Below are 25565 nucleotides of genomic sequence, written 5' to 3' on the forward strand. Positions count from 1 at the left end.
GGTGAGCGTTTTTTATCGTTTTGATAATGAAAAAGCCCGAGTCTTTAAAGGACTCGGGCTTTTAAATTTGGCTAACTCATTTCTCTTTCAACGATTGGAGTGCGTTTTCGCTTTATTTTGTCCCAACCATCCAACCCTGCTTGAGCTTCAGGGTGAAAGTGTGAGTTATTTAGAAAGGTCTTCAGCGTGCTCTGATAGGAACGCAGCAACACCGTTTGGTGACGCGTCCATACCTGCTTTACCTTCTTCCCATTGTGCTGGGCATACTTCACCGTTTGTTTGGTGGAAGTTAAGTGCGTCAACCATACGAAGCATTTCGTCGATGTTACGACCTAGTGGTAGGTCGTTAACAACTTGGTGACGAACCATGCCTTCTTCGTCAATTAGGAAAGAACCACGGAAAGCAACGCCTGCTTCTGGATGCTCAACATCGTAAGCTTTACAGATTTCGTGCTTAACATCAGCAATCAATGGATATTTAACTTGACCAATACCGCCGTCATCAACAGCAGTGTTACGCCATGCGTTGTGAGAGAATTGAGAGTCGATAGACACACCAATCACTTCAACACCTTTAGCTTGGAAATCTTCAAAACGGTTATCAAAAGCGATCAGCTCTGATGGACAAACGAAAGTGAAGTCTAGTGGGTAGAAGAATACAACGGCTTTCTTGCCTTTTGTATACTCAGCGAAGTTGAAGCTATCAACAATTTCACCATTACCAAGAACTGCAGCGGCAGTAAAATCTGGGGCTGGGCGACCAACTAGTACCATTTTTTTGCTCCTAAATTTTGAGAGTGTTTCAAACCTGATGGTTTGTTCCATGTTCATGCACGACAAACTATATTACACAGCTTAGTATAGAAAAAAGCGAAATTAATAGATTAATTTAATCGAAAAAAACGATAAACTTGTTGGCCTCTTTATTGAGTTTTTTCCTTTTAAGTCTGATAGGTAGTATCGATGAACAAATGGCCGAGCTTAAAGCAACTGCACTATTTGGTGACCTTGTATGAAACAAGGCATTTTAGTGATGCCGCAGAAAAGTGTTTTGTCAGTCAGTCGACATTAAGTAAAGGCATCCAGAACTTAGAAGAGTTAATCGGTTGTCCTTTATACGAGAAAAAAGAGAAAAAGAGTCCGCTGGTTTTTACCCAAGTGGGTGAGATGGTGGTGAAAAACGGTCGCGAACTGCTGGCGAAAGGTCAAGATCTGATTGAGTTAGGCAACATCTGTCAAGGCGAAGAGATGCAAGGTCAAATTCGACTGGGTTGCATCCCGACAATCGCGCCATTTTTGCTGTGCGATCTAGTACAAGCGGTCAATACTCGATACCCACAACTCAATTTATTGTTAAGAGAAGATACCACCGCCAATTTGCTGGCGGCGCTACGGCATGGGGAATTGGATGTTCTGATTCTCGCCTTACCGATGGATATTGGCAATATGGATAGCTGTATTGTCGGTCAAGACCCTTTCAAAATGGTCATTAGCCGTTCGCAAGCACACAATGTCCGAGTGCCGATCAAATATGATGAGTTACCAGATGAATCGGTATTCCTCTTGGAAAGAGAGCACTGTTTAACAGAACATGCAGTATCAGCCTGTAAATTGACTAGCACCGATAAAATTAACCCTTTCAGCGCAACCAGTTTGCATACCTTGGTACAAATGGTGGCCAATGGCTTGGGAACCACCTTTATACCTCAGATGGCGATTGATCATGGATTACTGGAAAATCAGAATCTTATGGTCATCGAACCGCCGGGTCACCAAGCTCACCGTGATATCGGTCTGGTATGGCGACCGAGCTCCTCGCGTCGAGAGTCGTTCCTGCAATTAGCCGATGTTGTGTCCGGACTATTGCTTTCGGATTAACATCCAGTTCATATTGGCGAGAAAAAGGTAGAGATTAATTCTGCCTTTTTTTAATTGTTCAGAGCAAAGCTCTGCCTGTTAGCTTTTTCTTGTAAAATTTCACAAAACACATTCAACAAAACATTTCAGTCATTCTATTAGTTTCACAAAGTGAATTTTACATTGTGAAATTTGACACACTTTCCTCGTTATTTCCCGTCAAGCAGCACAATACCAACCACTTCAACTCAGAAAAACAGCTCAATGTACCTTCAGATGGATGAATGAACAAAAATACAGCTTGTAATTTAATTACGAAATTTATTGAAAATCATACAAAACGAGTCGTGAAAATTGGTGAAAGTACAATGTGTCGAATTATAGGTTTGGCGGTGTTTTTGGGTTGTAATGAAAATGTTATTGAGGTTAAATTTTATCACTGGCGGGCTTTGATGAAGTTTTCGATAGCGACATACAACAAGCCGTTGAGTACCTATATTCAGTGGAACGGACTGATTAATAAATAAAGTAAATATTCTAAATGTAGTGTTTTAGTTACAACTGAAATCTAACGATAGGGAGAGGGTTATGTTAGCAAGTGATACACAACAACAAACAGCAGCAAACATGGATGACCAGTCATTTGTAGTGTTGACCCATCCTGTCGAAGGTGAGCATCAAGCGATTCTCGGTGAAGATTCCCAGTTGTTTTTGAGCGAATTGTGCAGCAAGTTTGCTGAGCGAATTCCTCAGTTATTGCAACAGCGCGCTGAGTTTCAAGCTAAGGTCGATGCAGGAGAGTTGCCAGACTTTCGCAGTGATACCCAAACTCTACGCCAAAGTGAATGGACGATTAAAGGCATTCCAGAAGATTTGAGCGATCGACGAGTAGAAATCACCGGACCTACCGATAGAAAAATGGTGGTTAACGCCCTTAACGCCAACGTAAAAGTATTTATGGCCGACTTTGAAGATTCCATGTCGCCAGATTGGAGCAAAATGCTTGATGGTCAAGTAAACCTGAGAGATGCCAACCTAAGGCAGATTGATTTTACCGATCCCAATAGCGGTAAACACTACGCCTTAAACAATGACCCTGCGGTATTGATTTGCCGAGTGCGCGGTTTGCATCTACCAGAAAAGCATGTGCTGTTTAACGGTCAATCGATTCCCGGCGCCTTGTTTGATTTTGCGCTCTACTTTGCCAATAACTACCAAACGCTGCTTAAAAATGGCACCGCACCGTATTTTTACTTGCCTAAGTTACAAGCTTACGAAGAAGCGCAGTGGTGGAGTGACGTGTTTACTTACACTGAGCAAAGATTTGGGTTAGCCAATGGCACCATTAAAGCGACGGTTCTTATCGAGACATTGCCTGCGGTGTTCCAAATGGATGAGATTCTATTTGCACTGAAAGAGCATATCGTCGGACTCAATTGCGGTCGCTGGGATTACATCTTCAGTTATATCAAAACGCTGAAAAATCATGGAGACCGTGTTTTACCTGATCGACAAAGCGTCACCATGGATCAACCGTTTCTCAATGCTTATAGCCGACTTTTGATTCGCACCTGTCACCGCCGAGGTGCCTTTGCGATGGGAGGAATGGCGGCATTTATCCCCTCAAAAGATCCGGTGACCAATCAACAGGTGCTGGACAAAATCCACCACGATAAATCGCTGGAGGCGAATAATGGGCACGATGGCACTTGGGTTGCCCACCCCGGACTTGCGACCACAGCGATGGCAGTATTTGACTCGGTATTGGGTGAGCGGCGCAATCAGCTTGATGTGATGCGCGAGCAAGACGCTCCGGTAACGGAAACCGATCTTTTGATGCCTTGTGCGGGTGAAAGAACAGAACAGGGGATGCGCCATAACATCCGTGTCTCTTTGCAATACATTGAAGCGTGGATCAGTGGTAATGGTTGTGTACCGATTTATGGATTAATGGAAGATGCGGCAACGGCAGAGATTGCACGCGCTTCGATATGGCAATGGATACAGCATGGCAAAGATCTCGATAATGGCGAGCGTGTTACCAAGCCGCTATTTGAACAGTACCTAGTGGAAGAGATTGAGGTAGTGCGCAATGAAGTGGGTGAAGAACGATTTAGCAATGGACGTTTTTCAGAAGCGGCGCAATTGATGTTGGCTCTGACGACCAGTGACCAGCTTGCCGATTTCCTAACGCTATCTGCCTATGAATATTTAGATTAATAACAATAACTTAAACCATACCGTGAAACAGGATTGTCAGAGTAAGCAGTACTGACGGCTCTCGCTGCTTCGACCCCATTTATTTGAAGGTATCGAACGGCAGAGCAACCAGCCAAGAGGGACAAACGATGACATTAACTCGCAGACAACAAATTGAAGCACTAGAGAAAGACTGGGAAACCAATCCGCGCTGGAAACAGGTAAAGCGAACTTATACCGCAGAGCAAGTGGTTGAGCTAAGAGGTTCGGTGACACCGGCGAATACCATTGCTCAACGAGGTGCTGACAAGCTTTGGTCGCTGGTCAATGGCTCGTCTAAGAAAGGTTATGTCAATTGCTTGGGGGCTTTAACTGGCGGTCAAGCGGTGCAACAAGCTAAGGCTGGAATTGAAGCCATTTATCTGTCGGGTTGGCAGGTCGCCGCGGATAACAATAGTGCCAGTACTATGTATCCCGATCAGTCGCTTTATCCGGTCGATTCTGTCCCTGCGGTGGTTAAACGAATTAATAACTCATTTCGTCGTGCCGATCAGATCCAGTGGAGCGCGGGTAAATCACCGAGTGATGAGGGCGCGGTTGATTATTTCCTACCGATTGTTGCTGATGCGGAAGCGGGCTTTGGTGGCGTGCTGAACGCTTACGAGTTAATGAAAAGTATGATCGAAGCGGGCGCTGCGGGCGTTCACTTTGAGGACCAGTTGGCATCGGTTAAAAAATGCGGCCATATGGGCGGTAAAGTGCTGGTGCCAACGCAAGAAGCGGTACAAAAGTTAGTTGCAGCCCGTTTAGCGGCGGATGTTGCGGGTACGACCACACTGGTTATTGCGCGTACCGATGCCAATGCTGCAGACCTGTTAACCTCAGATGTTGATCCCTATGACCGCGATTTTATCGTTGGTGAACGGACATCTGAGGGCTTTTATCGAGTGAAACCGGGGATTGATCAAGCGATCTCTCGTGGTTTGGCTTATGCGCCATACGCAGACTTGATTTGGTGTGAAACGGCAACGCCTTGCTTAGAAGAGGCGAGAAAGTTTGCTGAAGCTATTCATGCACAATACCCCGATCAGCTACTGGCGTATAACTGCTCACCATCTTTCAACTGGGAGAAGAACTTGGACTCAGAGACGATCGCCAAGTTTCAACAAGAGTTGGCAGATATGGGCTACAAATATCAGTTTATTACCTTGGCGGGTATTCACAATATGTGGTTTAACATGTTTGAACTGTCCCATGCTTATGCGCAAGGTGAAGGTATGCGTCACTATGTTGAAAAAGTTCAGCGTCCAGAGTTTGAAGCGGCTGGGAAAGGGTACACCTTTGTGGCTCACCAACAAGAAGTGGGGACGGGATACTTTGATCGCATGACCAATACGATTCAAGGGGGGAATTCTTCGGTAACGGCACTCACAGGCTCGACTGAAGAACAACAGTTTAAGTAGTGGTTTACGCCACTTCTAAGAGCGGTTTTATATCAACCGCTCTTTTTTTCTGTCTGCAATCAGAGGATTAATCGATCTCTTCGGGTTCAATATCTTCTTCTATTTCTAGTAGATTAATCGCAATAGCAACAAAATCACTATTCGTAATAATCCCCACCAATTGACGTTTATGAACTACGGGCAGACAACCAACTTTATGCTTTTGCATATAAAGTGCGCTAGCTCTTAGGCTGCCTTTGGGATCAACGGTCACGATATCACTACGCATCACTTCGTGCAGAGGGGTAGAAAGAGTGTATGACTGATTATTAGGTACTTTATGTAAGCTCGATTCCTGAGCCGCCAATACATCTCGCTGCGAAACAATGCCGAGTAGGGCTTTATTAACGTCGACAATAGGGATATGTCGAATATCTAGCGCTTGCATCATGTCCTTTGCGTCACTAAGAGTGTGCGAACACAAAAGAGTGTGAGGGTTGCGGGTCATAATGTCTTCAACCTTGATCATGGTTTTCTCCCACCTATTCTTAATTATCTCCTTAGAATATAAGATCAATTGGCAATGAAAACTGAGAGGGTAGTCGTTTTTCAATAAAAGAGATAGACCGGACGTCATACCGCCTAGTCTCAATGGAAAAGAGGCGGGAATCGCTGCTGGTTCGCTTGCTATTCCATGGTGCCACTTTATACTAGGCGCCTGCGTTTTTACGCACCGATTTTTGTCTCCTACTTTTACAAGATGAGTGTTATGCAAGTTTCAGATTTTCATTTTGAATTACCCGATGAGCTTATTGCTCGTTATCCAAAAGCCGAACGTAGCGCAAGCCGATTATTACAACTAACTGGCAATACAGGTGAGGTTGTGGATGGTAGCTTTAAGGATATCGTCGATCTTGTTCAAGCAGGCGACCTGTTAGTGTTCAATAATACACGTGTGATTCCAGCTCGAATGTTTGGACGCAAAGCCTCAGGAGGTAAACTTGAGGTCTTAGTAGAGCGTATGCTTGATGATAAGCGTATTCTTGCTCATGTTCGTTCCTCGAAAGCACCAAAGCCGGGAACCTCCCTGTTTTTGGGTGAAAACGACGAATATCAAGCAGAGATGGTTGCACGACATGATGCGCTGTTTGAGATTGAGTTCCAATCAGAGAAGGCGGTACTCGATATCTTAAATGATGTTGGTCACATGCCTTTGCCTCCTTACATCGACCGTCCTGATGAAGATGCGGATAAAGAGCGCTATCAAACCGTCTATAACCAAAAGCCGGGTGCAGTCGCAGCGCCAACGGCTGGTTTGCATTTTGACAATGACATCCTTGAGCAGCTAGAGCAAAAAGGCGTTAACTTTGCCTATGTGACTCTGCATGTGGGCGCGGGCACATTCCAGCCTGTTCGTGTTGACAATATCAATGATCACCACATGCATGCAGAATATGTTGAGGTCACTCAAGAGGTGGTCGATGCAATCGCAAGCACCAAAGCTGCGGGTGGTCGTGTGGTGGCAGTCGGCACTACGTCGGTGCGTTCTTTAGAAAGTGCCGCGCAAAATGCCAAGGCTAACGGCACACCGTTAGCGCCGTTTTTCGGTGACACCGAGATCTTTATCTATCCAGGTTACGAGTATCAGGTGATTGATGCCTTGGTAACCAATTTCCACTTACCAGAATCCACGTTGATAATGTTGGTGAGTGCGTTTGCTGGCTACGACAACGTGATGAAGGCATACGCGCATGCGGTAGAGCAACAGTATCGATTTTTCAGCTATGGTGATGCGATGTTCATTACCAAAAAGCAGGGATAAACCGGCGTAAATCATCGTCGATTTGCATTAGCAGTGGATTAGGACGATCCCAATGCACGAGTCGTTTATGTTTTCTCGGCTCGTGTATTTCAGTGCGACAAGCTACGCTTGTTAGTGCGTTTTACAATATAGTCAGACTGTGTCTCTGGCAATTTGGAGGCTTCGTGAAATTACAATACGAACTTAAAAAGAACAACGGCCACGCTCGTCGCGGTCAACTTACCTTTGAACGTGGAACCGTGCAAACGCCGGCATTTATGCCAGTAGGCACCTACGGTACGGTTAAAGGTATGACACCAGAAGAGGTGAAAGGAACGGGGGCAGAAATCTTGCTCGGTAATACTTTCCACCTTTGGTTGCGTCCGGGTCAAGAGATCATGAAGATGCATGGCGACTTGCACGACTTTATGAACTGGCAGGGTCCCATTCTGACTGACTCAGGCGGCTTCCAAGTATTTAGCCTAGGTGACATCCGTAAGATCACTGAAGAGGGTGTGCATTTCCGCAGCCCTGTTAATGGTGACAAAATCTTTATGGATGCCGAAAAGTCTATGGAAATCCAAAAAGACTTAGGCTCAGATGTGGTGATGATTTTTGATGAATGTACGCCATATCCAGCCACACACGATGAAGCGAAAAAGTCGATGGAGATGTCGCTTCGTTGGGCTAAACGCTCTCGTGACCACTTTGACAAGCTAGAAAATCCAAACTCACTGTTTGGTATTGTTCAAGGTAGCGTCTATGAAGATTTGCGTGATGTGTCGGTAAAAGGCTTAACGGATATTGGCTTTGACGGTTATGCTGTCGGCGGTCTTGCGGTGGGCGAACCTAAAGAAGATATGCACCGTGTGCTTGAACACACCACGCCACTGCTTCCAAAAGATAAACCACGCTATCTAATGGGTGTAGGCAAACCAGAAGATCTGGTTGAAGGTGTACGTCGTGGTATCGATATGTTCGACTGCGTGATGCCGACTCGAAATGCTCGTAACGGTCACCTATTTGTGACTGGCGGCATCATCAAGATCCGTAATGCTAAGAATAAAACCGATACCACTCCGCTTGATCCGCATTGTGATTGCTATACATGCCAAAACTACTCTAAGGCATATTTGCATCACCTAGATCGTTGTAACGAGATATTAGGCGCGCGTCTCAATACGATTCATAACCTACGCTACTACCAGCGTTTAATGGAGAGTATTCGTCGAGCGATTGATGAAGACCGTTTTGAACAGTTTGTGGAAGAATTTTACGCTCGTCGTGATCGTGAAGTCCCACCACTGGACATGAAATAACGGATATAATGTGGGTTATCCTCAAGATTGGTAACAAATCCTAGCTATAGGTCACATTTTTTGAGCCTGTTAGTGAATAAGAAAGATTGAGTTACGCTTTGCTTCTTGAAAAGATATGGGGATAACCCAATTTGGGATATATAAATACATTAAAGAGGATGTTTTTCGATGAGTTTTATTTCTCCAGCCTATGCTGCTGAAGCTGCACCACAAGGTACAGGTTTTGAAATGCTAATTATGCTAGGCATGTTTGCGGCGATTTTCTATTTTATGATCTACCGCCCGCAATCTAAGCGTGCAAAAGAGCATAAAAACCTGATGGCTTCGATGGGCAAAGGCGATGAAGTACTTACTAACGGCGGTCTAATTGGTAAGATCACTAAAATCGCTGAAGATAACGAATATATCGCGATTGCTCTTAACGACAGCAACGAAGTTGTTATCAAAAAAGATTTTATCACTGCAGTGCTGCCAAAAGGTACGCTGAAGTCTTTATAAAAACAGCTTAAGGATCCTCGCTGTGCTAAACCGTTACCCTTTGTGGAAGTATCTAATGGTGGTTTTTATCATCGCCATTACTGCTTTATATGCACTTCCCAACTTATACGGTGAAGATCCGGCTATTCAGATTACAGGGGCGCGTGGCGCCTCTGTTGATATGTCGACGCTGGATACTGTCACCCAAGCTCTAGACAAAGAGCAACTTTCTCACAAATCTATCGCCCTCGAAGACGGTTCAATCCTAGTCCGCTTTAATGATACCGACACTCAAATTAGTGCCCGTGACGTTATTAGCCAATCCTTAGGAAATGATTCTATCGTTGCGCTAAACCTAGCGCCGGCTACCCCTCATTGGCTTGATGCTATTGGTGCAGCTCCAATGAAACTCGGTCTTGACCTGCGTGGTGGTGTTCACTTCTTAATGGAAGTGGATATGGACGCCGCAATGGAAAAATTGGTGGGTCAACAAGAAGAAGCGTTCCGCAGTGAATTGCGTGAAGAACGTATTCGTTATCGTTCTATTCGTCCAACGTCTAACGATGGTGTAGAGATCCTACTACGTAACGCAGAGCAGCTTGCTGAAGCGACTGCATTGCTGAAAACGAAACACCAAGATATGGACTTTATCAGTTCAGATGACAATGGTCGTTTTGCTATCGTGGCTAATTTCAAAGAGACTCGCCTACAAGAAATTCGTAACTATGCGGTAGAGCAAAATATCACTATTTTGCGTAACCGTGTTAACGAACTTGGTGTCGCCGAGCCTCTTGTTCAGCGTCAAGGCGCTAGTCGTATTGTTGTCGAACTACCCGGTGTTCAAGACACTGCTCGCGCTAAGGAAATCTTAGGTGCGACAGCCACTCTAGAATTCCGCGAAGTAGACAGCACTGCTGATCTCTCAGCCGCTGCCAATGGTCGAGCGCCAGCAGGTAGTGAAATTAAGCAAGATCGTGATGGTCGTCCAGTGGTACTGAAAAAGCGTATCATTCTTGGCGGTGCCAGTATTACCGATGCAAGTTCAAGTGCCGACGAGTACGGTCGTCCACAGGTTAACATCTCGCTAGATAGCGAAGGTGGTAACAAAATGGCGGCATTCTCTCGTCAGAACATCGGTAAGCTAATGGCAACGGTTTTCGCTGAATATAAAGACAGCGGTCGCCGTACACCAGAAGGCAAAGTGATTCTTGATAAGCACGAAGAAGTGATTAACCAAGCAACGATTCAATCGGCTCTTGGTCGCAACTTCCGTATTACAGGTATTGATTCTGCTTCGGAAGCACACAACCTAGCACTATTGCTACGAGCGGGTGCATTGATTGCGCCGATTTCGATTGTTGAAGAACGCACCATTGGTCCATCAATGGGTCAGCAGAACATTGATATGGGTGTCAAGGCGTGTATTACCGGTATGATTCTCGTCATGCTGTTTACCTTGGTTTACTACCGTCGCTTTGGTCTATTCGCCAATATCGCACTGATGGCAAATATTGTGTTGATCGTCGGTGTTATGTCTATGATTCCAGGGGCAACAATGACGCTACCCGGGATCGCCGGTATCGTACTGACGGTCGGTATGGCGGTGGATGCCAACGTACTGATATTCGAGCGTATTCGTGAAGAGATTAAAGATGGACGCAGTCCTCAGCAAGCAATTCACCAAGGCTACGCTAACGCGTTCAGTACCATTGCCGATGCCAACATCACAACCCTAATTACGGCAATCATTCTATTTGCTGTGGGTACGGGTGCGATCAAAGGTTTCGCGGTCACGCTATCTATCGGTATTATCACCTCAATGTTTACAGCTATCATTGGTACACGTTGCATCGTGAACCTAGTGTATGGCGGTAAGCGTGTTAACAAGCTGTCGATCTAAGGGTTAGTTATGTTTCAAATAATGAAGGCAGACAAAACGATCGACTTTATGCGTTGGTCAAAAGTAGCGTTTGCATTCTCTATCGTCATGATCGCAGCGGCTATCTTTACCCTATCGACCAAGTGGTTGAATTGGGGTCTAGATTTTACCGGTGGTACGCTGATTGAGGTTGGCTTTGAACAGCCAGCAAATTTAGAAGAAGTGCGTAGCTCTCTGGAAGCAAAAGGCTTTGGGGATGCAACGGTACAGAACTTTGGTTCATCTCGTGAAGTGATGGTTCGTCTTCGTCCTCGTGACGATGTGCAAGCGGAAGCTCTAGGCAACCAGATACTGGATGCGATTAAGCAAGGTACGGGTGATGCCGTTGAGATGCGTCGTATCGAGTTCGTGGGTCCTAATGTAGGTGATGAACTGACAGAGGCGGGTGGTCTCGCGATCCTCGTTTCTCTGATCTGTATTCTTCTCTATGTGTCGGTTCGCTTTGAATGGCGTTTAGCGGCGGGTGCCGTATTGGCTTTGGCGCACGACGTGATTATCACTCTTGGGGTATTCTCGTTGATGCAGATTGAAGTCGACCTGACCATCGTGGCTGCGTTGCTAACGGTTGTGGGCTACTCACTCAACGATACCATCGTAGTATTTGACCGCATTCGTGAAAACTTCCGTAAGATGCGTAAAGGTGACTCTGCCGAAGTCATGAACAACTCAATCACTCAAACATTGAGTCGTACATTGATCACTTCAGGTACCACCTTATTCGTGGTTATCGCACTGTTTACTCAAGGCGGCGCAATGATCCATGGCTTTGCGGCTGCATTGCTACTGGGTATTACTGTGGGTACTTACTCGTCTATCTATGTTGCGTCAGCGCTAGCGCTGAAACTAGGTATCGAGAGAGAACACCTAATGCCACCGCAAGTCGAAAAAGAAGGCGCAGAGTTCGACGAGATGCCTTAAGGCGTTGTTGGGAAATTTTCGTTAGAAAAGTTTTGCATTTTAAAAGTATAGAGGTCTAGCACATGTGCTAGACCTTTTTTGTTGGGGGCTACGTTAGGTAGAATATTTTACTGAAGGCATAAAAAAGCCCTATCGCTAGGATAGGGCTTCAGAATTCAGGCGTGACGGGCCAGTAATATCTCAGTAGCGATTATTTAAGAATCGCTTCGTTACCGTTTTCACGAATATGCTTAAGCATTGACTTAGTACCGCGTGCACTTGCTGCAACCACGTTACCAGACTTCATGTAGTCTGTGCCGCCAGAAAAGTCAGTGATGATAGCGCCAGCTTCACGAGCAATAAGATCGCCAGCTGCTAGATCCCATGGTTTTAGACCAAGTTCGAAGTAACCGTCTAGACGACCTGCAGCAAGATAGCAAAGGTCAAGAGCGGCAGAGCCTGCGCGACGGAAGTCCGCACACTCAACAAACATAGCAGACATGATCTTGAAGTAGCTTTCAGAGTGTTGCTTTTGCTTGAATGGGAAACCAGTACCGATTGTGGCACCTTTAAGATCTTTCAGTGGGTTGACACGAATACGTGCGCTGTTTAGCTGTGCGCCTGAGCCGCGTTGAGCTGTGAATAGCTCGTTAAGCATAGGGTCGTAAACACAGGCTACTTCAGTTTTACCTTTAATGCGTACAGCGATAGAAACCGCGAAGTGAGGTATACCTTTAACGAAGTTAGCAGTGCCATCCAGTGGGTCGATGATCCATTGAACTTCATTATCTTTACCTTCAATAGCGCCGCTTTCTTCAGCAACGATTGAGTGATCAGGGTATGACGCCTGAATAGTGTGGATAATGATAGATTCAGCTTCTTTGTCTACATTAGTAACAAAGTCATTAGTGCCTTTCTGTACCGACTCGATCTTATCAGTGTTTTCTAGAGATTTTGCAATATGATTGCCCGCTTTACGCGCAGCGCGTATTGCGATGTTTAGCATTGGATGCATACGAATTTTCCCAACGGATGTTAAAGAACAAAAAGCGGCGGGGAGTATATCAAAGTTTTCATAAAAGGGAAGCGGTTATTTATTGACCTCTTATGATCTGAGATAAAAATAGTCAGACTAATTTACTCAGGTTTATGATATTATTCTTCGGTTCTGTAACCCCAACGCAATTTGCACATGTTAGACAACGTAAAAATTATCTTAGTAGGTACTTCTCACTCCGGCAATATTGGCTCGGCAGCTCGCGCAATGAAAGTGATGGGCTTGAGTCAAATGGTCTTAGTTGATCCTCAATGTGAAGTGGATTCACAAGCAGTTGCTTTAGCGGCAGGTGCCAGTGATATCGCGCTCGGTGCGACAAAAGTCGCCACCTTACAAGAGGCAGTTGCTGACTGTGGTCTTGTGGTGGGCTCAAGTGCAAGAAGCCGAACTTTAAATTGGCCGATGATCTCTCCAAGAGAGTGTGGCGTACAGTTTGCTAAAGAAGGGATGAATCATCCTGTCGCTTTGGTATTTGGGCGCGAACGTACCGGCTTAACCAACGAAGAGTTACAGCTGTGTCATTTCCATACCTGCATTCCAGCGAATCCAGAATACAGCTCTTTAAATCTGGCAATGGCAGTGCAGACCTTGAGCTACGAAGTACGCGTAGCGCACTTAGATTTGCAACAACAGCAGTTTGCTGAGGCAGCTCAACAAGAGTATCCAAGGCATAAAGAGTTGGAATTATTCTATCAACATCTTGAAAAAGTGTTACATCGTACCCAGTTTATTTCACAAGATAAGCCGGGTTTGGTGATGAATAAGCTGCGTAGATTATTCAGTCGTTCCAGACCAGAGTCTCAAGAAATCAATATTTTACGTGGTGTGTTGACCGCAGTAGAAAAGCAAATAACGAATAAAAAATAACCACTTTTTCTATTGGGTTAAATACCTGAGTAAATTAGTCAAATAAATACTTGATTAAAATAGTCAGGTATGAAAAGATTCAACCACATCGATAATGTGGAAAGCGTGATATGAGACTAACATCTAAAGGAAGATATGCAGTAACAGCGATGCTCGATGTCGCACTGCACTCACAGCAAAACCCAGTGCCGCTTGCGGATATTTCGGAAAGACAAGGTATCTCATTGTCTTACTTAGAACAGCTGTTTTCTAAGTTGCGTAAAGCAGGTCTGGTGGCTAGTGTACGTGGTCCAGGTGGAGGCTATCGTTTGGGTGCAGAGGCAACAGACATCTCGATTGGCACTGTGATTGCAGCTGTAGATGAGTCAGTGGATGCCACGAAATGCTCAGGCAAGGGCGATTGCCAAGGCGGAACTCGCTGTCTGACGCATACATTATGGAGAGATTTAAGCTCTCGTATCAGCGACTTTTTAAACAACATTACTCTCGGTGAGTTAATGGTTGATAACGAAGTATTAGAAATTTCAGGCCGACAAGATATCGATCTTGCGGTAAATCACGGATTTGCAAGAAAAAGTACCAGTACGAACCCTTTGGGTATCAATGTACGCTCTTAAGTAGTGCTGCTTTTACATTGGAGTAAAGAATGAAACTGCCGATTTATTTAGATTATTCTGCCACTTGTCCTGTTGACCCTCGCGTTGCGGACAAAATGGTCCAATTTATGACAATGGATGGTACCTTTGGTAACCCAGCGTCACGCTCGCACCGTTTTGGTTGGCAAGCAGAAGAAGCAGTCGATAACGCTCGTGAGCAAATTGCTGATCTATTAAACGCTGACCCGCGTGAAATCGTATTCACTTCGGGTGCTACCGAGTCGGATAACCTAGCGATTAAAGGTGCGGCGCATTTCTACAGCAAGAAAGGCAAGCACATCATCACTTGCAAAACAGAACACAAAGCGGTGCTTGATCCATGCCGTCAACTAGAGCGTGAAGGTTTTGAGGTTACATATCTTCAGCCAGAACCGAATGGTCTGATCGATCTGACCAAGTTAGAAGCGGCGATGCGTGAAGATACGGTGTTAGTGTCTATTATGCATGTCAACAATGAAATTGGCGTGGTTCAAGATATTACGGCAATCGGCGAGTTATGCCGTAGCAAGAAAATTGTATTCCATGTGGACGCGGCTCAATCGGCGGGTAAATTGCCAATCGATGTACAAGAAATGAAAGTTGACCTGATTTCACTTTCAGCTCACAAAGCTTATGGTCCTAAAGGCATTGGTGCACTTTACGTGCGTCGTAAACCACGTATTCGTCTTGAAGCACAGATGCATGGTGGCGGTCATGAGCGCGGTTTCCGGTCAGGTACATTGCCGACTCACCAAATTGTCGGTATGGGTGAAGCATTTGCGATTGCTAAACAAGATATGCAAAAAGACTACGAGCATGCTAAGTCGTTGCGTGATCGCCTATTTAACGGCGTTAAAGGTCTTGAAGCCGTCACAGTGAACGGTGATTTTGAGCAGCGTGTACCACACAACCTAAACATCAGCTTTGCTTTTGTTGAGGGTGAGTCGCTACTGATGTCCCTTAAAGATCTTGCGGTATCATCAGGTTCGGCATGTACATCAGCGAGTCTAGAACCTTCTTATGTGCTTCGTGCTTTAGGTCTAGACGACGAGCTTGCACACAGCTCAGTGCGTTTCTCTTTCGGTCGTTTTACTACCGAAGAAGACATTGATTATGCGATTGAGCAAATCACAACAGCAGTGAACAAATTACGTGACATGTCTCCTCTATGGGATATGTATAAAGAAGGGATTGACTTAAGCACGGTTGAGTGGGCACACCACTAATCAGGCTGTTGTAGTCTCACGGATGTAGAGGATTCGAGGAATTTATTATGGCGTATAGTGAAAAAGTAATTGACCACTACGAGAACCCAAGAAACGTGGGTTCATTCGATAAAAATGACCCAAATGTGGGTAGTGGTATGGTAGGCGCACCTGCTTGTGGTGACGTAATGAAACTGCAAATCAAGGTAACGCCAGAAGGTATTATCGAAGATGCGAAGTTCAAAACCTACGGCTGTGGTTCTGCTATTGCCTCTAGCTCATTGGTTACTGAGTGGGTAAAAGGTAAATCTATTGATGAAGCTGCAGCAATCAAAAATGCAGAGATTGCCGAAGAGCTTGAGTTGCCGCCAGTGAAAGTTCACTGTTCAATCCTTGCCGAAGATGCCATTAAAGCAGCGGTTGCGGATTACAAGAAAAAGCACGATTAATCTTTTAGATAAACACATTCATTCACATAGTTCATTCACATAAGAGTTAACGAAGTAATTAAGGTTGTAGTATGGCCATATCAATGACAGAAGCAGCAGCAAGCCGAGTAAAAGCGTTTCTTGATAATCGCGGCAAAGGTATTGGACTCCGCCTAGGCGTGAAAACCACTGGCTGTTCCGGTATGGCTTACGTACTTGAGTTCGTTGATGATCTCGATGAGGGTGATCAAGTCTTTGAGCATGCGGGTGTCAAGGTCATTATCGATCCCAAGAGCCTAGTCTATTTGGACGGTACCGAGTTGGACTATGTCAAAGAAGGCTTGAATGAGGGCTTTGAGTTTAATAACCCAAATGCCAAAGGTGAATGTGGTTGCGGCGAAAGCTTCAACGTTTAGTGTTAATGGAGCTTGGTTATTTAACCAAGCTCTTTTTCAGTGAGTCTATACCATGAATCATTTTGAACTCTTTGGGCTACCGGTTCAGTTTCAAGTTGACGGTAGCCTTCTTTCTTCTCAGTTTCTCGAACTGCAAAAGCGTTTTCATCCCGATAACTTTGCCACACACTCAGAACGAGACCGTTTACTCGCAGTACAAAAAGCAGCGCAGATTAATGATGCTTATGATGTATTGAAGCGTCCGATTTCTCGCGCTGAATATCTGCTTGCGCAGCACGGTGTTGATATTAGAGCAGAGCAGCAAACCTTGCAGGATCCTATGTTTCTGATGGAGCAAATGGAATTACGCGAAGAACTGGAAGATATTGCTGATTCGGATACAGCTGATGAACAGCTATTTGACTTTGATACCAAGGTTAGCAAAATGTATCAACAGCAACTGTCTGAGTTAGAGCAGCATTTGACTGCAAGCGAATGGCCAGTGGCCGCAGATGGTGTGCGAAAATTGAAATTTATTGCCAAGCTACAAAGCGAAATAGAACGATTAGAAGAAAGTTTGCTTGGTTGATCGAAGTACTCAAGGATAATTGAATGGCATTACTTCAGATTGCAGAGCCAGGACAAAGCTCTGCGCCCCATGAACATAAACTTGCCGCAGGTATTGACCTTGGCACTACAAACTCGTTAGTGGCGAGTGTCAGAAGCGGCGAAGCAGCGCCTCTTGCTGCAACGGATGGGTCTAAGATCCTACCTTCTGTCGTGCACTATTCAGCAGACGACATATCGGTAGGTTTGCAGGCTCGCAACAATGCGGCGCAAGATCCCAAAAACACCATTGCTTCGGTAAAGCGTCTTCTAGGTCGTTCGTTAGAAGATGTGCAGGCACGCTATCCTTCTCTGCCTTACGATTTTACCGCCAGCGATAACGGTCTGCCGATTATTCAGACACCCCAAGGGGCAAAGAACCCCATTCAAGTGTCCGCCGACATCCTCAAAAAACTTGGCGCAAGAGCCGAAAGTACTCTGGGTGGCGAGTTAGCCGGTGTGGTGATTACCGTGCCAGCTTACTTTGATGATGCTCAGCGTCAAGGCACAAAAGATGCGGCTAATCTCGCCGGTTTGCATGTGCTACGTCTATTGAATGAACCAACAGCGGCTGCGATCGCTTATGGTTTAGACAGCGGTCAAGAGGGCATTATTGCCGTTTATGATCTTGGTGGAGGCACGTTTGATATCTCTATCTTACGTCTGTCTCGTGGCGTGTTTGAAGTGCTTGCGACTGGTGGAGACTCTGCGCTAGGTGGCGATGACTTTGACCACCTGATTGCCGATCATCTGCAGCAGCAAGTAGGTCTATCAACGTTGACTGTGCAACAACAACGCCAACTGTTGGATGCCGCGACTCAAGCCAAAATCGACTTGAGCAACAGCGAAGTGGCTGAGGTGAATGTACTGGGCTGGCAGGGCACACTGACGATAGATGAGTGTAATCAACTGATCCAACCGCTAGTGAAAAAGACGCTGATGTCCTGTCGTCGCGCATTGAAAGATGCTGAAGTGACTTCGGAAGACGTGTTGCAAGTCGTTATGGTAGGCGGTTCAACTCGTACGCGCTTAGTGAGAGAAATGGTCGGTGACTTCTTTGGTAAGACACCATTGACCAGTATCAATCCCGATGAAGTGGTGGCGATTGGCGCTGCAATCCAAGCCGACGTATTAGTGGGCAACAAGCCAGAGTCAGAAATGGTATTGCTTGACGTATTGCCGCTGTCGCTGGGTATTGAAACCATGGGCGGACTGGTTGAAAAGATCATTCCTCGCAATACCACCATTCCAGTCGCACGAGCTCAAGAGTTCACTACCTTTAAAGATGGTCAGACGGCGATGTCAGTACACGTGGTACAAGGTGAGCGTGAGATGGTTGAACACGGTCGCTCACTGGCTCGATTTTCGTTAAAAGGCATTCCACCGATGGCAGCAGGCGCAGCCCATGTTCGCGTTACCTATCAGGTTGATGCCGATGGTCTTTTGTCTGTGACTGCGATGGAAAAAAGCACTGGAGTTAAGTCAGATATTCAAGTCAAACCTTCATACGGACTCAGTGACAATGAAGTGAGTGATATGCTACAAGACTCGATGACTTATGCTCAAGACGACATGAATGCCCGTGCACTTGCTGAACAGCGAGTTGAAGCGGATCGTGTCATTGAAGGATTGATTGCTGCGCTGCAAGCCGATGGCGATGCACTGCTTGAAGAACAAGAAAAAGCGTCGTTGCTGCAAGCGATAGAATCCTTAATTGAATTACGCAATGGTGACGATACCGCTGCCATTGAACAAGGGATAAAAGATACTGATAAAGCGAGCCAAGAATTTGCTTCTCGACGCATGGATAAATCCATTCGTGAAGCCTTATCTGGTCAATCAGTCGATAATTTATAGGAACCACTAATCATGCCAAAAATTGTTGTATTGCCTCATGATGAACTTTGCCCAGAAGGTGCTGTACTTGAAGCGGAAGCGGGTCAGACCGTATTGGATGTAGCGCTTAAAAATGGCATCGCTATTGAACATGCTTGTGAAAAATCATGCGCTTGTACCACATGCCACATTGTGGTCCGGGAGGGTTTTGACTCTCTGGATGAGAGCGATGAACTGGAAGATGACATGCTAGATAAAGCATGGGGGCTTGAGCCTGAATCTCGTCTCGGTTGTCAGGCAAAAGTGACGGATGAAGATCTCGTGGTCGAGATCCCAAAATATACACTAAATCACGCATCTGAAGACCACTAGTCACGATAGCTACGCTGTGTGAACAATGAGACGATGATATAGGGAGAGAATATGAGCTTAAAATGGACCGATTCACGCGATATTGCCATTGAACTGTGTGACCAGTTTCCAGATATGGATCCAAAAACAGTTCGCTTTACTGATCTCCATAAGTGGATTACCGAGCTGGAAGACTTTGATGACGATCCAAATCGTTCTAATGAGAAGATTCTTGAAGCTGTGATTTTATGTTGGTTGGATGAATACGATTAAAGCGATCTCATTTTTGCGTCAGTGACTGATCTCATACAGATAAATTACTGACAACAATCCCAAAAACGGACTTACGGTCCGTTTTTTTGTACCTCTATGTTACATTGATATTAATTCCGTCCTAGGGGACATTGGTATTACCTCTACATAATGCTAACATCGTTCCAAACTTTAGGATGATATAAAAACAGAAGAGGCAGGAGACAGTATGTCCCAAATAATGTCAGTATTCCTTAGTCAGGAAAGTGCCGCTCCGCAATGGGGCGAAAAAGCGATCGTTTCATTTTCAGAACAAGGCGCGACTATCCATTTAGGTGAAGGGCATGACTTAGGTGCTATTCAGCGCGCTGCCCGTAAACTTGACTCGCAAGGTATCAGTAAAGCTGAGCTTGCCGGTAAAGATTGGGATCTTGAGTCTGCTTGGGCATTCTATCAAGGTTATCGCAATGCCAAAAAATCAACCTCATTAACACTTCCAGAACTCTCAGAAGCCGACAGCAAAGAGCTTGATGCCCGCATCAAATCATCGGATTGGACTCGTGACATCATCAACAAGAGCGCGGAAGAAGTGGCGCCTCGTCAGCTTGCAACGATGGCTGGTGAATTTATCAAATCTTTGGCACCTGAGCATGTCAGCTACAAGATTATTAAAGATAAAGATCTGCTAACCGAAGGTTGGGAAGGGATCTACGCAGTAGGTCGTGGTTCTGAGCGTACTTCAGCGATGCTGCAACTTGACTACAACCCAACGGGTGATGCCGATGCGCCGGTATTTGCTTGTCTTGTGGGTAAAGGGATCACTTTTGATTCCGGTGGTTATAGCCTAAAACCGTCCAACTTTATGACCGCGATGAAAGCGGACATGGGCGGTGCGGGAACCATTACAGGTGGTTTTGCATTGGCAATTCTTCGTGGTCTGAACAAGCGCGTTAAGCTTATTCTCTGCTGCGCTGAGAATATGGTGTCAGGTCGTGCGCTAAAGCTGGGTGATATTATCACTTACAAAAACGGTAAGACGGTTGAGATCATGAACACCGACGCTGAAGGTCGTCTTGTTCTTGCCGATGGTCTTATTTATGCCAGCGAACAGAATCCAGAATTGATCATCGATTGTGCCACGCTCACTGGTGCCGCAAAAAATGCATTAGGTAACGATTATCACGCCGTTATGTCATTTGATGATGAATTAACACATCAAGTGCTGACCAATGCTCAGCAAGAGAAAGAGGGTCTATGGCCATTGCCATTGGCAGATTTCCACCGTGGAATGTTGCCATCAAATTTTGCAGACCTCTCTAATATCTCAACGGGAGACTATTCACCGGGCGCAAGTACCGCCGCTGCATTCTTGTCTTACTTTGTGACTGACTACAAAAAAGGTTGGTTGCACTTTGACTGCGCAGGTACTTACCGTAAGTCAGGGACTGAAAAGTGGGCGGCAGGTGCAACGGGTATGGGACTTCGTACCCTTGCTAAGCTACTGACGTCACAAGCAGAAAACTGTCAATAATAGAGCAATAGAAAGGAATAACTATGGGTCTAGAAAGAACTTTTTCAATCGTAAAACCAGATGCGGTAAAACGTAACCTTATTGGTGAAATTTACCATCGTATTGAGCAAGCGGGTCTGAGCATTATCGCGGCGAAAATGGTTCATTTAACTGATGAGCAAGCCAAGGGCTTTTATGCTGAGCATGAAGGTAAACCCTTCTTTAACGATCTGCGTGATTTCATGACATCAGGTCCAATTATGGTTCAGGTACTGGAAGGCGAAGATGCGATTGCACGCTACCGCGAACTGATGGGGAAAACGAACCCAGAAGAAGCGGCATGTGGCAGTATCAGAGCGGATTATGCTCTGAGTATGAGACATAACTCCGTACATGGTTCAGACAGTCCAGAATCTGCGGCGAGAGAAATTGAATTTTTCTTCCCAACTCAAGAGATTTGCCCGCGATCTTAATGGGTGATTTTTTATAGCTTGAAAGCCCGTAGCGTGCTTAGTGTCGCTGCGGGCTTTTTGTTTTTTGGGTGAGCGATAAAGCAAAATTTAAACGTATAAAGCCTGTACAAAAAATGTTCACTTAAAAATGAATACCTTAAGATTGTAGGGACTTGTAGCGCTTGTTGAATCAGCCTAAAGGCTGTACAATTCGCGCCCTTAATCCAAGTTAGAGTCGTTTACGAGGCACCATGACCACACAAAAAGTTAATCTACTCGATTTTGATCGCAAAGGCTTGCGACAGTTTTTCCAAGAAGAGCTAGGTGAAAAAGCCTTTAGAGCTGATCAAGTGATGAAGTGGATCTATCACTTCGGTTGTGATGACTTCGAACAGATGACTAACCTCAATAAAAAGCTGCGCGAGAAATTGATTCGTGTTGCTGAGATCAAAGCGCCTACTGTTTCTGAAGCGCAACACTCTTCCGATGGCACCATCAAATGGGCGATGCGCGTGGGTGATCAAGATGTAGAGACGGTTTATATTCCTGATGATGACCGCGCAACGTTATGTGTTTCCTCTCAGGTAGGTTGTGCATTGGAGTGTAAATTTTGCTCAACGGCTCAGCAGGGTTTTAACCGCAACTTAAAAGTGTCTGAAATCATTGGTCAGGTCTGGCGTGCAGCGCGCGAGGTCGGCTTAGAAAAAGATAAGGGTCGTCGTCCAATCACCAACGTTGTTATGATGGGGATGGGTGAGCCGCTACTGAACATGAAGAACCTAATGCCAGCGCTTGAGCTTATGCTTGATGATCTTGGCTTTGGTTTGTCAAAACGTCGTGTCACAGTCTCCACTTCTGGTGTTGTTTCTGGGCTGGATCAAATGACTGGCGAGATCGATGTTGCCTTGGCGATTTCTCTGCATGCGCCCAATGACAAATTGCGTAGCGAAATCATGCCGATCAATGATCGCTGGGATATTGATGCATTCTTAGCTTCGGTTCGTCGCTATATTGCTTCGTCAAATGCAAACAGAGGTAAGGTAACGGTAGAGTATGTCTTGCTTGATCATGTTAATGATGACATGGACCATGCACGCGAATTGGCTGAGCTATTAAAAGATACGCCAGCTAAAATCAACCTGATTCCATTTAATCCGTACCCAGGTTCGCCTTATAAAAAACCGAGCAATTCACGTATTGATCGCTTTATGAAGACATTGATGCAATACGATTATACGGTGACGGTTCGTAAGACTCGTGGTGATGATATTGATGCGGCATGTGGTCAACTAGTTGGTGATGTTATCGACCGTACCAAACGCACTAAGCAGTTAGCTCAACAACAGTTAGCTCAGGAAAAGGGTGAAGAAATACCAGTGAAGTCGGTTTCTTAATCTTATATCTGATATTTTTTTTCTAAATAGCCCTGAATTCATTCAGGGCTATTTTGTCTCTATTAACCCAAAATGGTTATTGAGAAAACGCCGAAGCGAAAGCAATGGTTAACGCTATGACTCTGGTTACATTTGTTGTGTAAATTAATGAACTAACGGCTTGCTTTGCAATCTAACTCATTCAAAGAGCGAAAACTATCGGTGTAATGTGCTCTTTTTAGCAAAACTTCTGTCAAATTCGCTATTTAGCGTACGAGTCGTTTTACACTCAGGGACAAAAACGATTATTATGAATAGCTAAAATTTGTATCAATCACAAGGTCGTGGTTGAGGGTAGCGAATTAATAAAAATGGACACTTTGCTGTAAATGTTGGTTATGAGATAAGCCATTTACTACTATGCTGTAGTCAGAGTAAGTGTATGTGTATTACCTAAACTTATCGTTAGATAAAAGCCGTTAACAAAAATAAATAAAGTGCGACTATCTGATTAAGTACAAACAAGAAGAAGTACAACAATAATGAGTACTGACCAAAATACCCAAATCGACAACAATGATAGTGAAACTGAATTTGTACCAGCAGGTGTGTTGCTCAAGCAGAAGCGTGAAGCTTTAGGGCTGACACAGAAGCAAATTGCTGATCGACTTCGTTTGCGTGTCGCTATCATACAAAAAATTGAAGAAGACGAGTTTGATGGTGAACAAGTCGCGACATTTACGCGCGGCTATCTACGCTCGTATGCTAAGGCGGTAGGTGTTGATGAGACACTGGTATTAGGTGCGATTTCACCTGATGAAGCCAGCTCTCAAGTTCACGAGCAGCCGATGCAGAGCTTTTCTAAAAAGACCAACAAAGAGAAACACGATAGCCGTATAATGAAACTCACTTGGGGCATTCTGGTGGTGATTATTGGTATTTCATCGGTTTGGTGGTTTCAAAATCAACAAAAAGATACCTTGAGCGAGATTGCGGTTAACCCTGACAGTGACATTCCATCAGAGCCGAGCATTGAGCCGTTAAATCCAGTTCAAGTGAACACTTTACAAGTCGAGCCAAGTTCAAACGATGCGCTTTCTCAGCCTCAACCGCCAACCGGTCAAGAACCTACCGCTTTATCCACGCAAGATGCAACTGCTCCGCAAGCACCGTCAGTAATTGAGGTTCCGCAGGGCACAGAAGAGGCGGCAACGACAGCAGACATTCAACCTGAGCCGGTTGCCGTTACCGAAGTGGTTGACGAAACACCAGTGCCTGAAGGCATGACAAAAATCACCATGACGTTTACTGGCGACTGTTGGATCCAAGTTAAAGATGCGAATGGCAAAACTGTCGTCACTGGCATCAAAAAAACCGGTGAAAATGTCGATATTAATGGTAAAGCGCCATTTAAAGTGATTTTAGGTGCGCCAGAACAGGTTTCGATGACATTTGCGAGTGAACCTGTCGACCTTTCTGGTTATACTTCGGGTAAAGTTGCACGATTCACTTTACCTTAGATATTACTATGCATCAGGAATCACCTATTAAACGTCGTAAATCGACAAGGATTTACGTGGGCGATGTGCCAATTGGCGACGGCGCTCCTATCGCAGTTCAGTCCATGACCAACACTCGCACCACAGATGTGGCGGCGACTGTCGCTCAGATCAAAGCGCTTGAGAATGTGGGTGCAGATATCGTTCGCGTCTCTGTTCCGACGATGGAAGCGGCTGAAGCTTTCCGACAAATCAAGCAGCAAGTTGCGATCCCACTGGTCGCGGACATCCACTTTGACTACCGTATTGCATTAAAAGTTGCAGAATACGGTGTGGATTGCTTGCGTATCAACCCAGGTAATATCGGTAAAGAAGACCGTATCCGTGCAGTTGTGGATTGTGCACGAGATAACAATATTCCTATCCGTATTGGTGTTAACGGCGGCTCATTGGAAAAAGATATCCAAATGAAGTACGGCGAACCCACGCCGGAAGCCTTGGTTGAATCAGCCATGCGTCATGTTGATATTCTAGACCGACTCAACTTTGATCAGTTTAAGGTCAGTGTTAAGGCATCCGATGTGTTCTTGGCCGTTGACTCTTATCGCTTACTGGCACAAAAAATTGATCAACCCCTGCACTTAGGAATTACTGAGGCGGGTGGGGCGAGAGCTGGTGCAGTAAAATCCTCGGTTGGTTTGGGGATGCTGTTGGCGGAAGGTATTGGTGATACATTGCGTATTTCTTTGGCCGCTGATCCAGTAGAAGAGATCAAAGTCGGTTTTGATATTCTAAAATCACTTCGTATTCGCTCGCGCGGTATTAACTTCATCGCTTGTCCGAGTTGTTCTCGTCAAGAGTTTGATGTCATTGGCACCGTGAACGCGCTTGAGCAGCGTCTAGAAGATATTATCACCCCAATGGATGTGTCGATTATTGGCTGTGTGGTGAATGGTCCGGGTGAAGCGGAAGTGTCCCACCTTGGCTTGGCTGGCAGCAATCGTAAAAGTGCATTTTACCAAGATGGCATTCGTCAAAAAGAACGATTTGATAACGATGATCTCGTCAACCAACTCGAAACGAAAATTCGCGCAAAAGCTTCAATGATGGATGAAAATAACCGCATTGAAGTGAATCAAGTCGAAGACAAATAATCTCAACGATAAAA

The 25565-nt window shown here is 45.3% G+C and carries 25 protein-coding genes; 22 read left to right on the plus strand and 3 right to left on the minus strand.

Features of this window, described 5'->3' with window-relative positions; translation table 11 throughout:
• Nucleotides 1-165: 165 nt before the first annotated feature.
• Nucleotides 166-774 carry a peroxiredoxin C gene (locus tag L9Q39_RS02610; RefSeq protein ID WP_237483569.1) on the minus strand — a complete coding sequence of 203 codons (609 nt, stop codon included), beginning with the start codon at nt 772-774 and terminating at the stop codon, nt 166-168.
• Nucleotides 775-963: 189 nt separating this feature from the next.
• On the opposite strand from L9Q39_RS02610, the gene L9Q39_RS02615 reads away from it, so the two are divergent.
• From L9Q39_RS02615 to aceA, 3 genes are all read left to right on the plus strand, one after another.
• A complete protein-coding gene (locus L9Q39_RS02615) occupies nt 964-1878 on the plus strand; it encodes a hydrogen peroxide-inducible genes activator (protein WP_237483570.1) in 915 nt (304 codons plus the stop codon).
• Between the two features lie 606 nt (nt 1879-2484).
• A complete protein-coding gene (gene aceB / locus L9Q39_RS02620; protein WP_237485488.1) occupies nt 2485-4077 on the plus strand; it encodes a malate synthase A in 1593 nt (530 codons plus the stop codon).
• 128 nt (nt 4078-4205) lie between these two features.
• Nucleotides 4206-5519 carry an isocitrate lyase gene (gene aceA, locus L9Q39_RS02625; protein WP_237483571.1) on the plus strand — a complete coding sequence of 438 codons (1314 nt, stop codon included), beginning with the start codon at nt 4206-4208 and terminating at the stop codon, nt 5517-5519.
• Between the two features lie 67 nt (nt 5520-5586).
• On the opposite strand, the gene L9Q39_RS02630 is transcribed toward aceA, so the two are convergent.
• Complete coding sequence (locus L9Q39_RS02630; RefSeq protein ID WP_237483572.1) at nt 5587-6027, minus strand: CBS domain-containing protein; 441 nt, start codon at nt 6025-6027, stop codon at nt 5587-5589.
• A gap of 240 nt (nt 6028-6267) precedes the next feature.
• Here L9Q39_RS02630 and queA point away from each other — a divergent pair, with 240 nt between their 5' ends.
• From queA to secF, 5 genes are all read left to right on the plus strand, one after another.
• The gene (gene queA / locus L9Q39_RS02635; RefSeq protein WP_237483573.1) at nt 6268-7320 is read left to right on the plus strand and encodes a tRNA preQ1(34) S-adenosylmethionine ribosyltransferase-isomerase QueA; all 1053 of its coding nucleotides are present in this window, start codon (nt 6268-6270) and stop codon (nt 7318-7320) included.
• A gap of 164 nt (nt 7321-7484) precedes the next feature.
• Nucleotides 7485-8618: a tRNA guanosine(34) transglycosylase Tgt gene (tgt, locus tag L9Q39_RS02640; RefSeq protein WP_237483574.1), complete on the plus strand. Its 1134-nt coding sequence runs from the start codon at nt 7485-7487 to the stop codon at nt 8616-8618.
• A gap of 168 nt (nt 8619-8786) precedes the next feature.
• Nucleotides 8787-9116, plus strand: coding sequence for a preprotein translocase subunit YajC (yajC, locus tag L9Q39_RS02645; protein WP_237483575.1), 330 nt, complete (start codon nt 8787-8789; stop codon nt 9114-9116).
• A 22-nt stretch (nt 9117-9138) separates the two neighbouring features.
• Nucleotides 9139-10995, plus strand: coding sequence for a protein translocase subunit SecD (secD, locus tag L9Q39_RS02650; RefSeq protein WP_290369112.1), 1857 nt, complete (start codon nt 9139-9141; stop codon nt 10993-10995).
• A gap of 9 nt (nt 10996-11004) precedes the next feature.
• Entirely contained in the window at nt 11005-11952 is a 948-nt protein-coding gene (gene secF, locus L9Q39_RS02655; protein ID WP_237483576.1) for a protein translocase subunit SecF, read from the plus strand.
• A 190-nt stretch (nt 11953-12142) separates the two neighbouring features.
• On the opposite strand, the gene suhB is transcribed toward secF, so the two are convergent.
• Complete coding sequence (suhB, locus tag L9Q39_RS02660) at nt 12143-12946, minus strand: inositol-1-monophosphatase (protein ID WP_237483577.1); 804 nt, start codon at nt 12944-12946, stop codon at nt 12143-12145.
• A gap of 177 nt (nt 12947-13123) precedes the next feature.
• On the opposite strand from suhB, the gene trmJ reads away from it, so the two are divergent.
• The 14 genes from trmJ (at nt 13124) to ispG (ending at nt 25551) form a co-directional block, all read left to right on the plus strand.
• Nucleotides 13124-13855, plus strand: a complete 732-nt coding sequence (trmJ, locus tag L9Q39_RS02665) for a tRNA (cytosine(32)/uridine(32)-2'-O)-methyltransferase TrmJ (RefSeq protein WP_237483578.1) — start codon at nt 13124-13126, stop codon at nt 13853-13855.
• Nucleotides 13856-13965: 110 nt separating this feature from the next.
• Nucleotides 13966-14472: a Fe-S cluster assembly transcriptional regulator IscR gene (iscR, locus tag L9Q39_RS02670; protein ID WP_237483579.1), complete on the plus strand. Its 507-nt coding sequence runs from the start codon at nt 13966-13968 to the stop codon at nt 14470-14472.
• A gap of 29 nt (nt 14473-14501) precedes the next feature.
• Nucleotides 14502-15716 carry an IscS subfamily cysteine desulfurase gene (locus tag L9Q39_RS02675; RefSeq protein WP_237483580.1) on the plus strand — a complete coding sequence of 405 codons (1215 nt, stop codon included), beginning with the start codon at nt 14502-14504 and terminating at the stop codon, nt 15714-15716.
• Nucleotides 15717-15763: 47 nt separating this feature from the next.
• Nucleotides 15764-16144 (plus strand): Fe-S cluster assembly scaffold IscU, encoded by a 381-nt coding sequence (gene iscU, locus L9Q39_RS02680; protein WP_237483581.1) that lies wholly within the window; start codon nt 15764-15766, stop codon nt 16142-16144.
• Nucleotides 16145-16215: 71 nt separating this feature from the next.
• Nucleotides 16216-16539: an iron-sulfur cluster assembly protein IscA gene (gene iscA, locus L9Q39_RS02685; RefSeq protein WP_237483582.1), complete on the plus strand. Its 324-nt coding sequence runs from the start codon at nt 16216-16218 to the stop codon at nt 16537-16539.
• 52 nt (nt 16540-16591) lie between these two features.
• A complete protein-coding gene (hscB, locus tag L9Q39_RS02690) occupies nt 16592-17107 on the plus strand; it encodes a co-chaperone HscB (protein WP_237483583.1) in 516 nt (171 codons plus the stop codon).
• Nucleotides 17108-17130: 23 nt separating this feature from the next.
• Nucleotides 17131-18981 carry a Fe-S protein assembly chaperone HscA gene (gene hscA / locus L9Q39_RS02695; RefSeq protein WP_237483584.1) on the plus strand — a complete coding sequence of 617 codons (1851 nt, stop codon included), beginning with the start codon at nt 17131-17133 and terminating at the stop codon, nt 18979-18981.
• A 12-nt stretch (nt 18982-18993) separates the two neighbouring features.
• Nucleotides 18994-19332, plus strand: coding sequence for an ISC system 2Fe-2S type ferredoxin (gene fdx / locus L9Q39_RS02700; protein WP_237483585.1), 339 nt, complete (start codon nt 18994-18996; stop codon nt 19330-19332).
• 51 nt (nt 19333-19383) lie between these two features.
• On the plus strand, nt 19384-19584 hold the full coding sequence (gene iscX, locus L9Q39_RS02705) for a Fe-S cluster assembly protein IscX (RefSeq protein ID WP_237483586.1): 201 nt from the start codon (nt 19384-19386) through the stop codon (nt 19582-19584).
• Nucleotides 19585-19792: 208 nt separating this feature from the next.
• Nucleotides 19793-21094 (plus strand): aminopeptidase PepB, encoded by a 1302-nt coding sequence (gene pepB, locus L9Q39_RS02710; RefSeq protein WP_237483587.1) that lies wholly within the window; start codon nt 19793-19795, stop codon nt 21092-21094.
• Nucleotides 21095-21117: 23 nt separating this feature from the next.
• Complete coding sequence (ndk, locus tag L9Q39_RS02715; RefSeq protein ID WP_237483588.1) at nt 21118-21546, plus strand: nucleoside-diphosphate kinase; 429 nt, start codon at nt 21118-21120, stop codon at nt 21544-21546.
• Between the two features lie 230 nt (nt 21547-21776).
• Nucleotides 21777-22919 (plus strand): dual-specificity RNA methyltransferase RlmN, encoded by a 1143-nt coding sequence (rlmN, locus tag L9Q39_RS02720; protein WP_237483589.1) that lies wholly within the window; start codon nt 21777-21779, stop codon nt 22917-22919.
• Between the two features lie 521 nt (nt 22920-23440).
• Nucleotides 23441-24418 carry a cytoskeleton protein RodZ gene (gene rodZ, locus L9Q39_RS02725; protein WP_237483590.1) on the plus strand — a complete coding sequence of 326 codons (978 nt, stop codon included), beginning with the start codon at nt 23441-23443 and terminating at the stop codon, nt 24416-24418.
• 8 nt (nt 24419-24426) lie between these two features.
• Nucleotides 24427-25551, plus strand: a complete 1125-nt coding sequence (gene ispG, locus L9Q39_RS02730) for a flavodoxin-dependent (E)-4-hydroxy-3-methylbut-2-enyl-diphosphate synthase (protein WP_237483591.1) — start codon at nt 24427-24429, stop codon at nt 25549-25551.
• Nucleotides 25552-25565: the final 14 nt, after the last annotated feature.

Source organism: Vibrio hippocampi (genome assembly GCF_921292975.1).
GTDB lineage: Bacteria > Pseudomonadota > Gammaproteobacteria > Enterobacterales > Vibrionaceae > Vibrio > Vibrio hippocampi.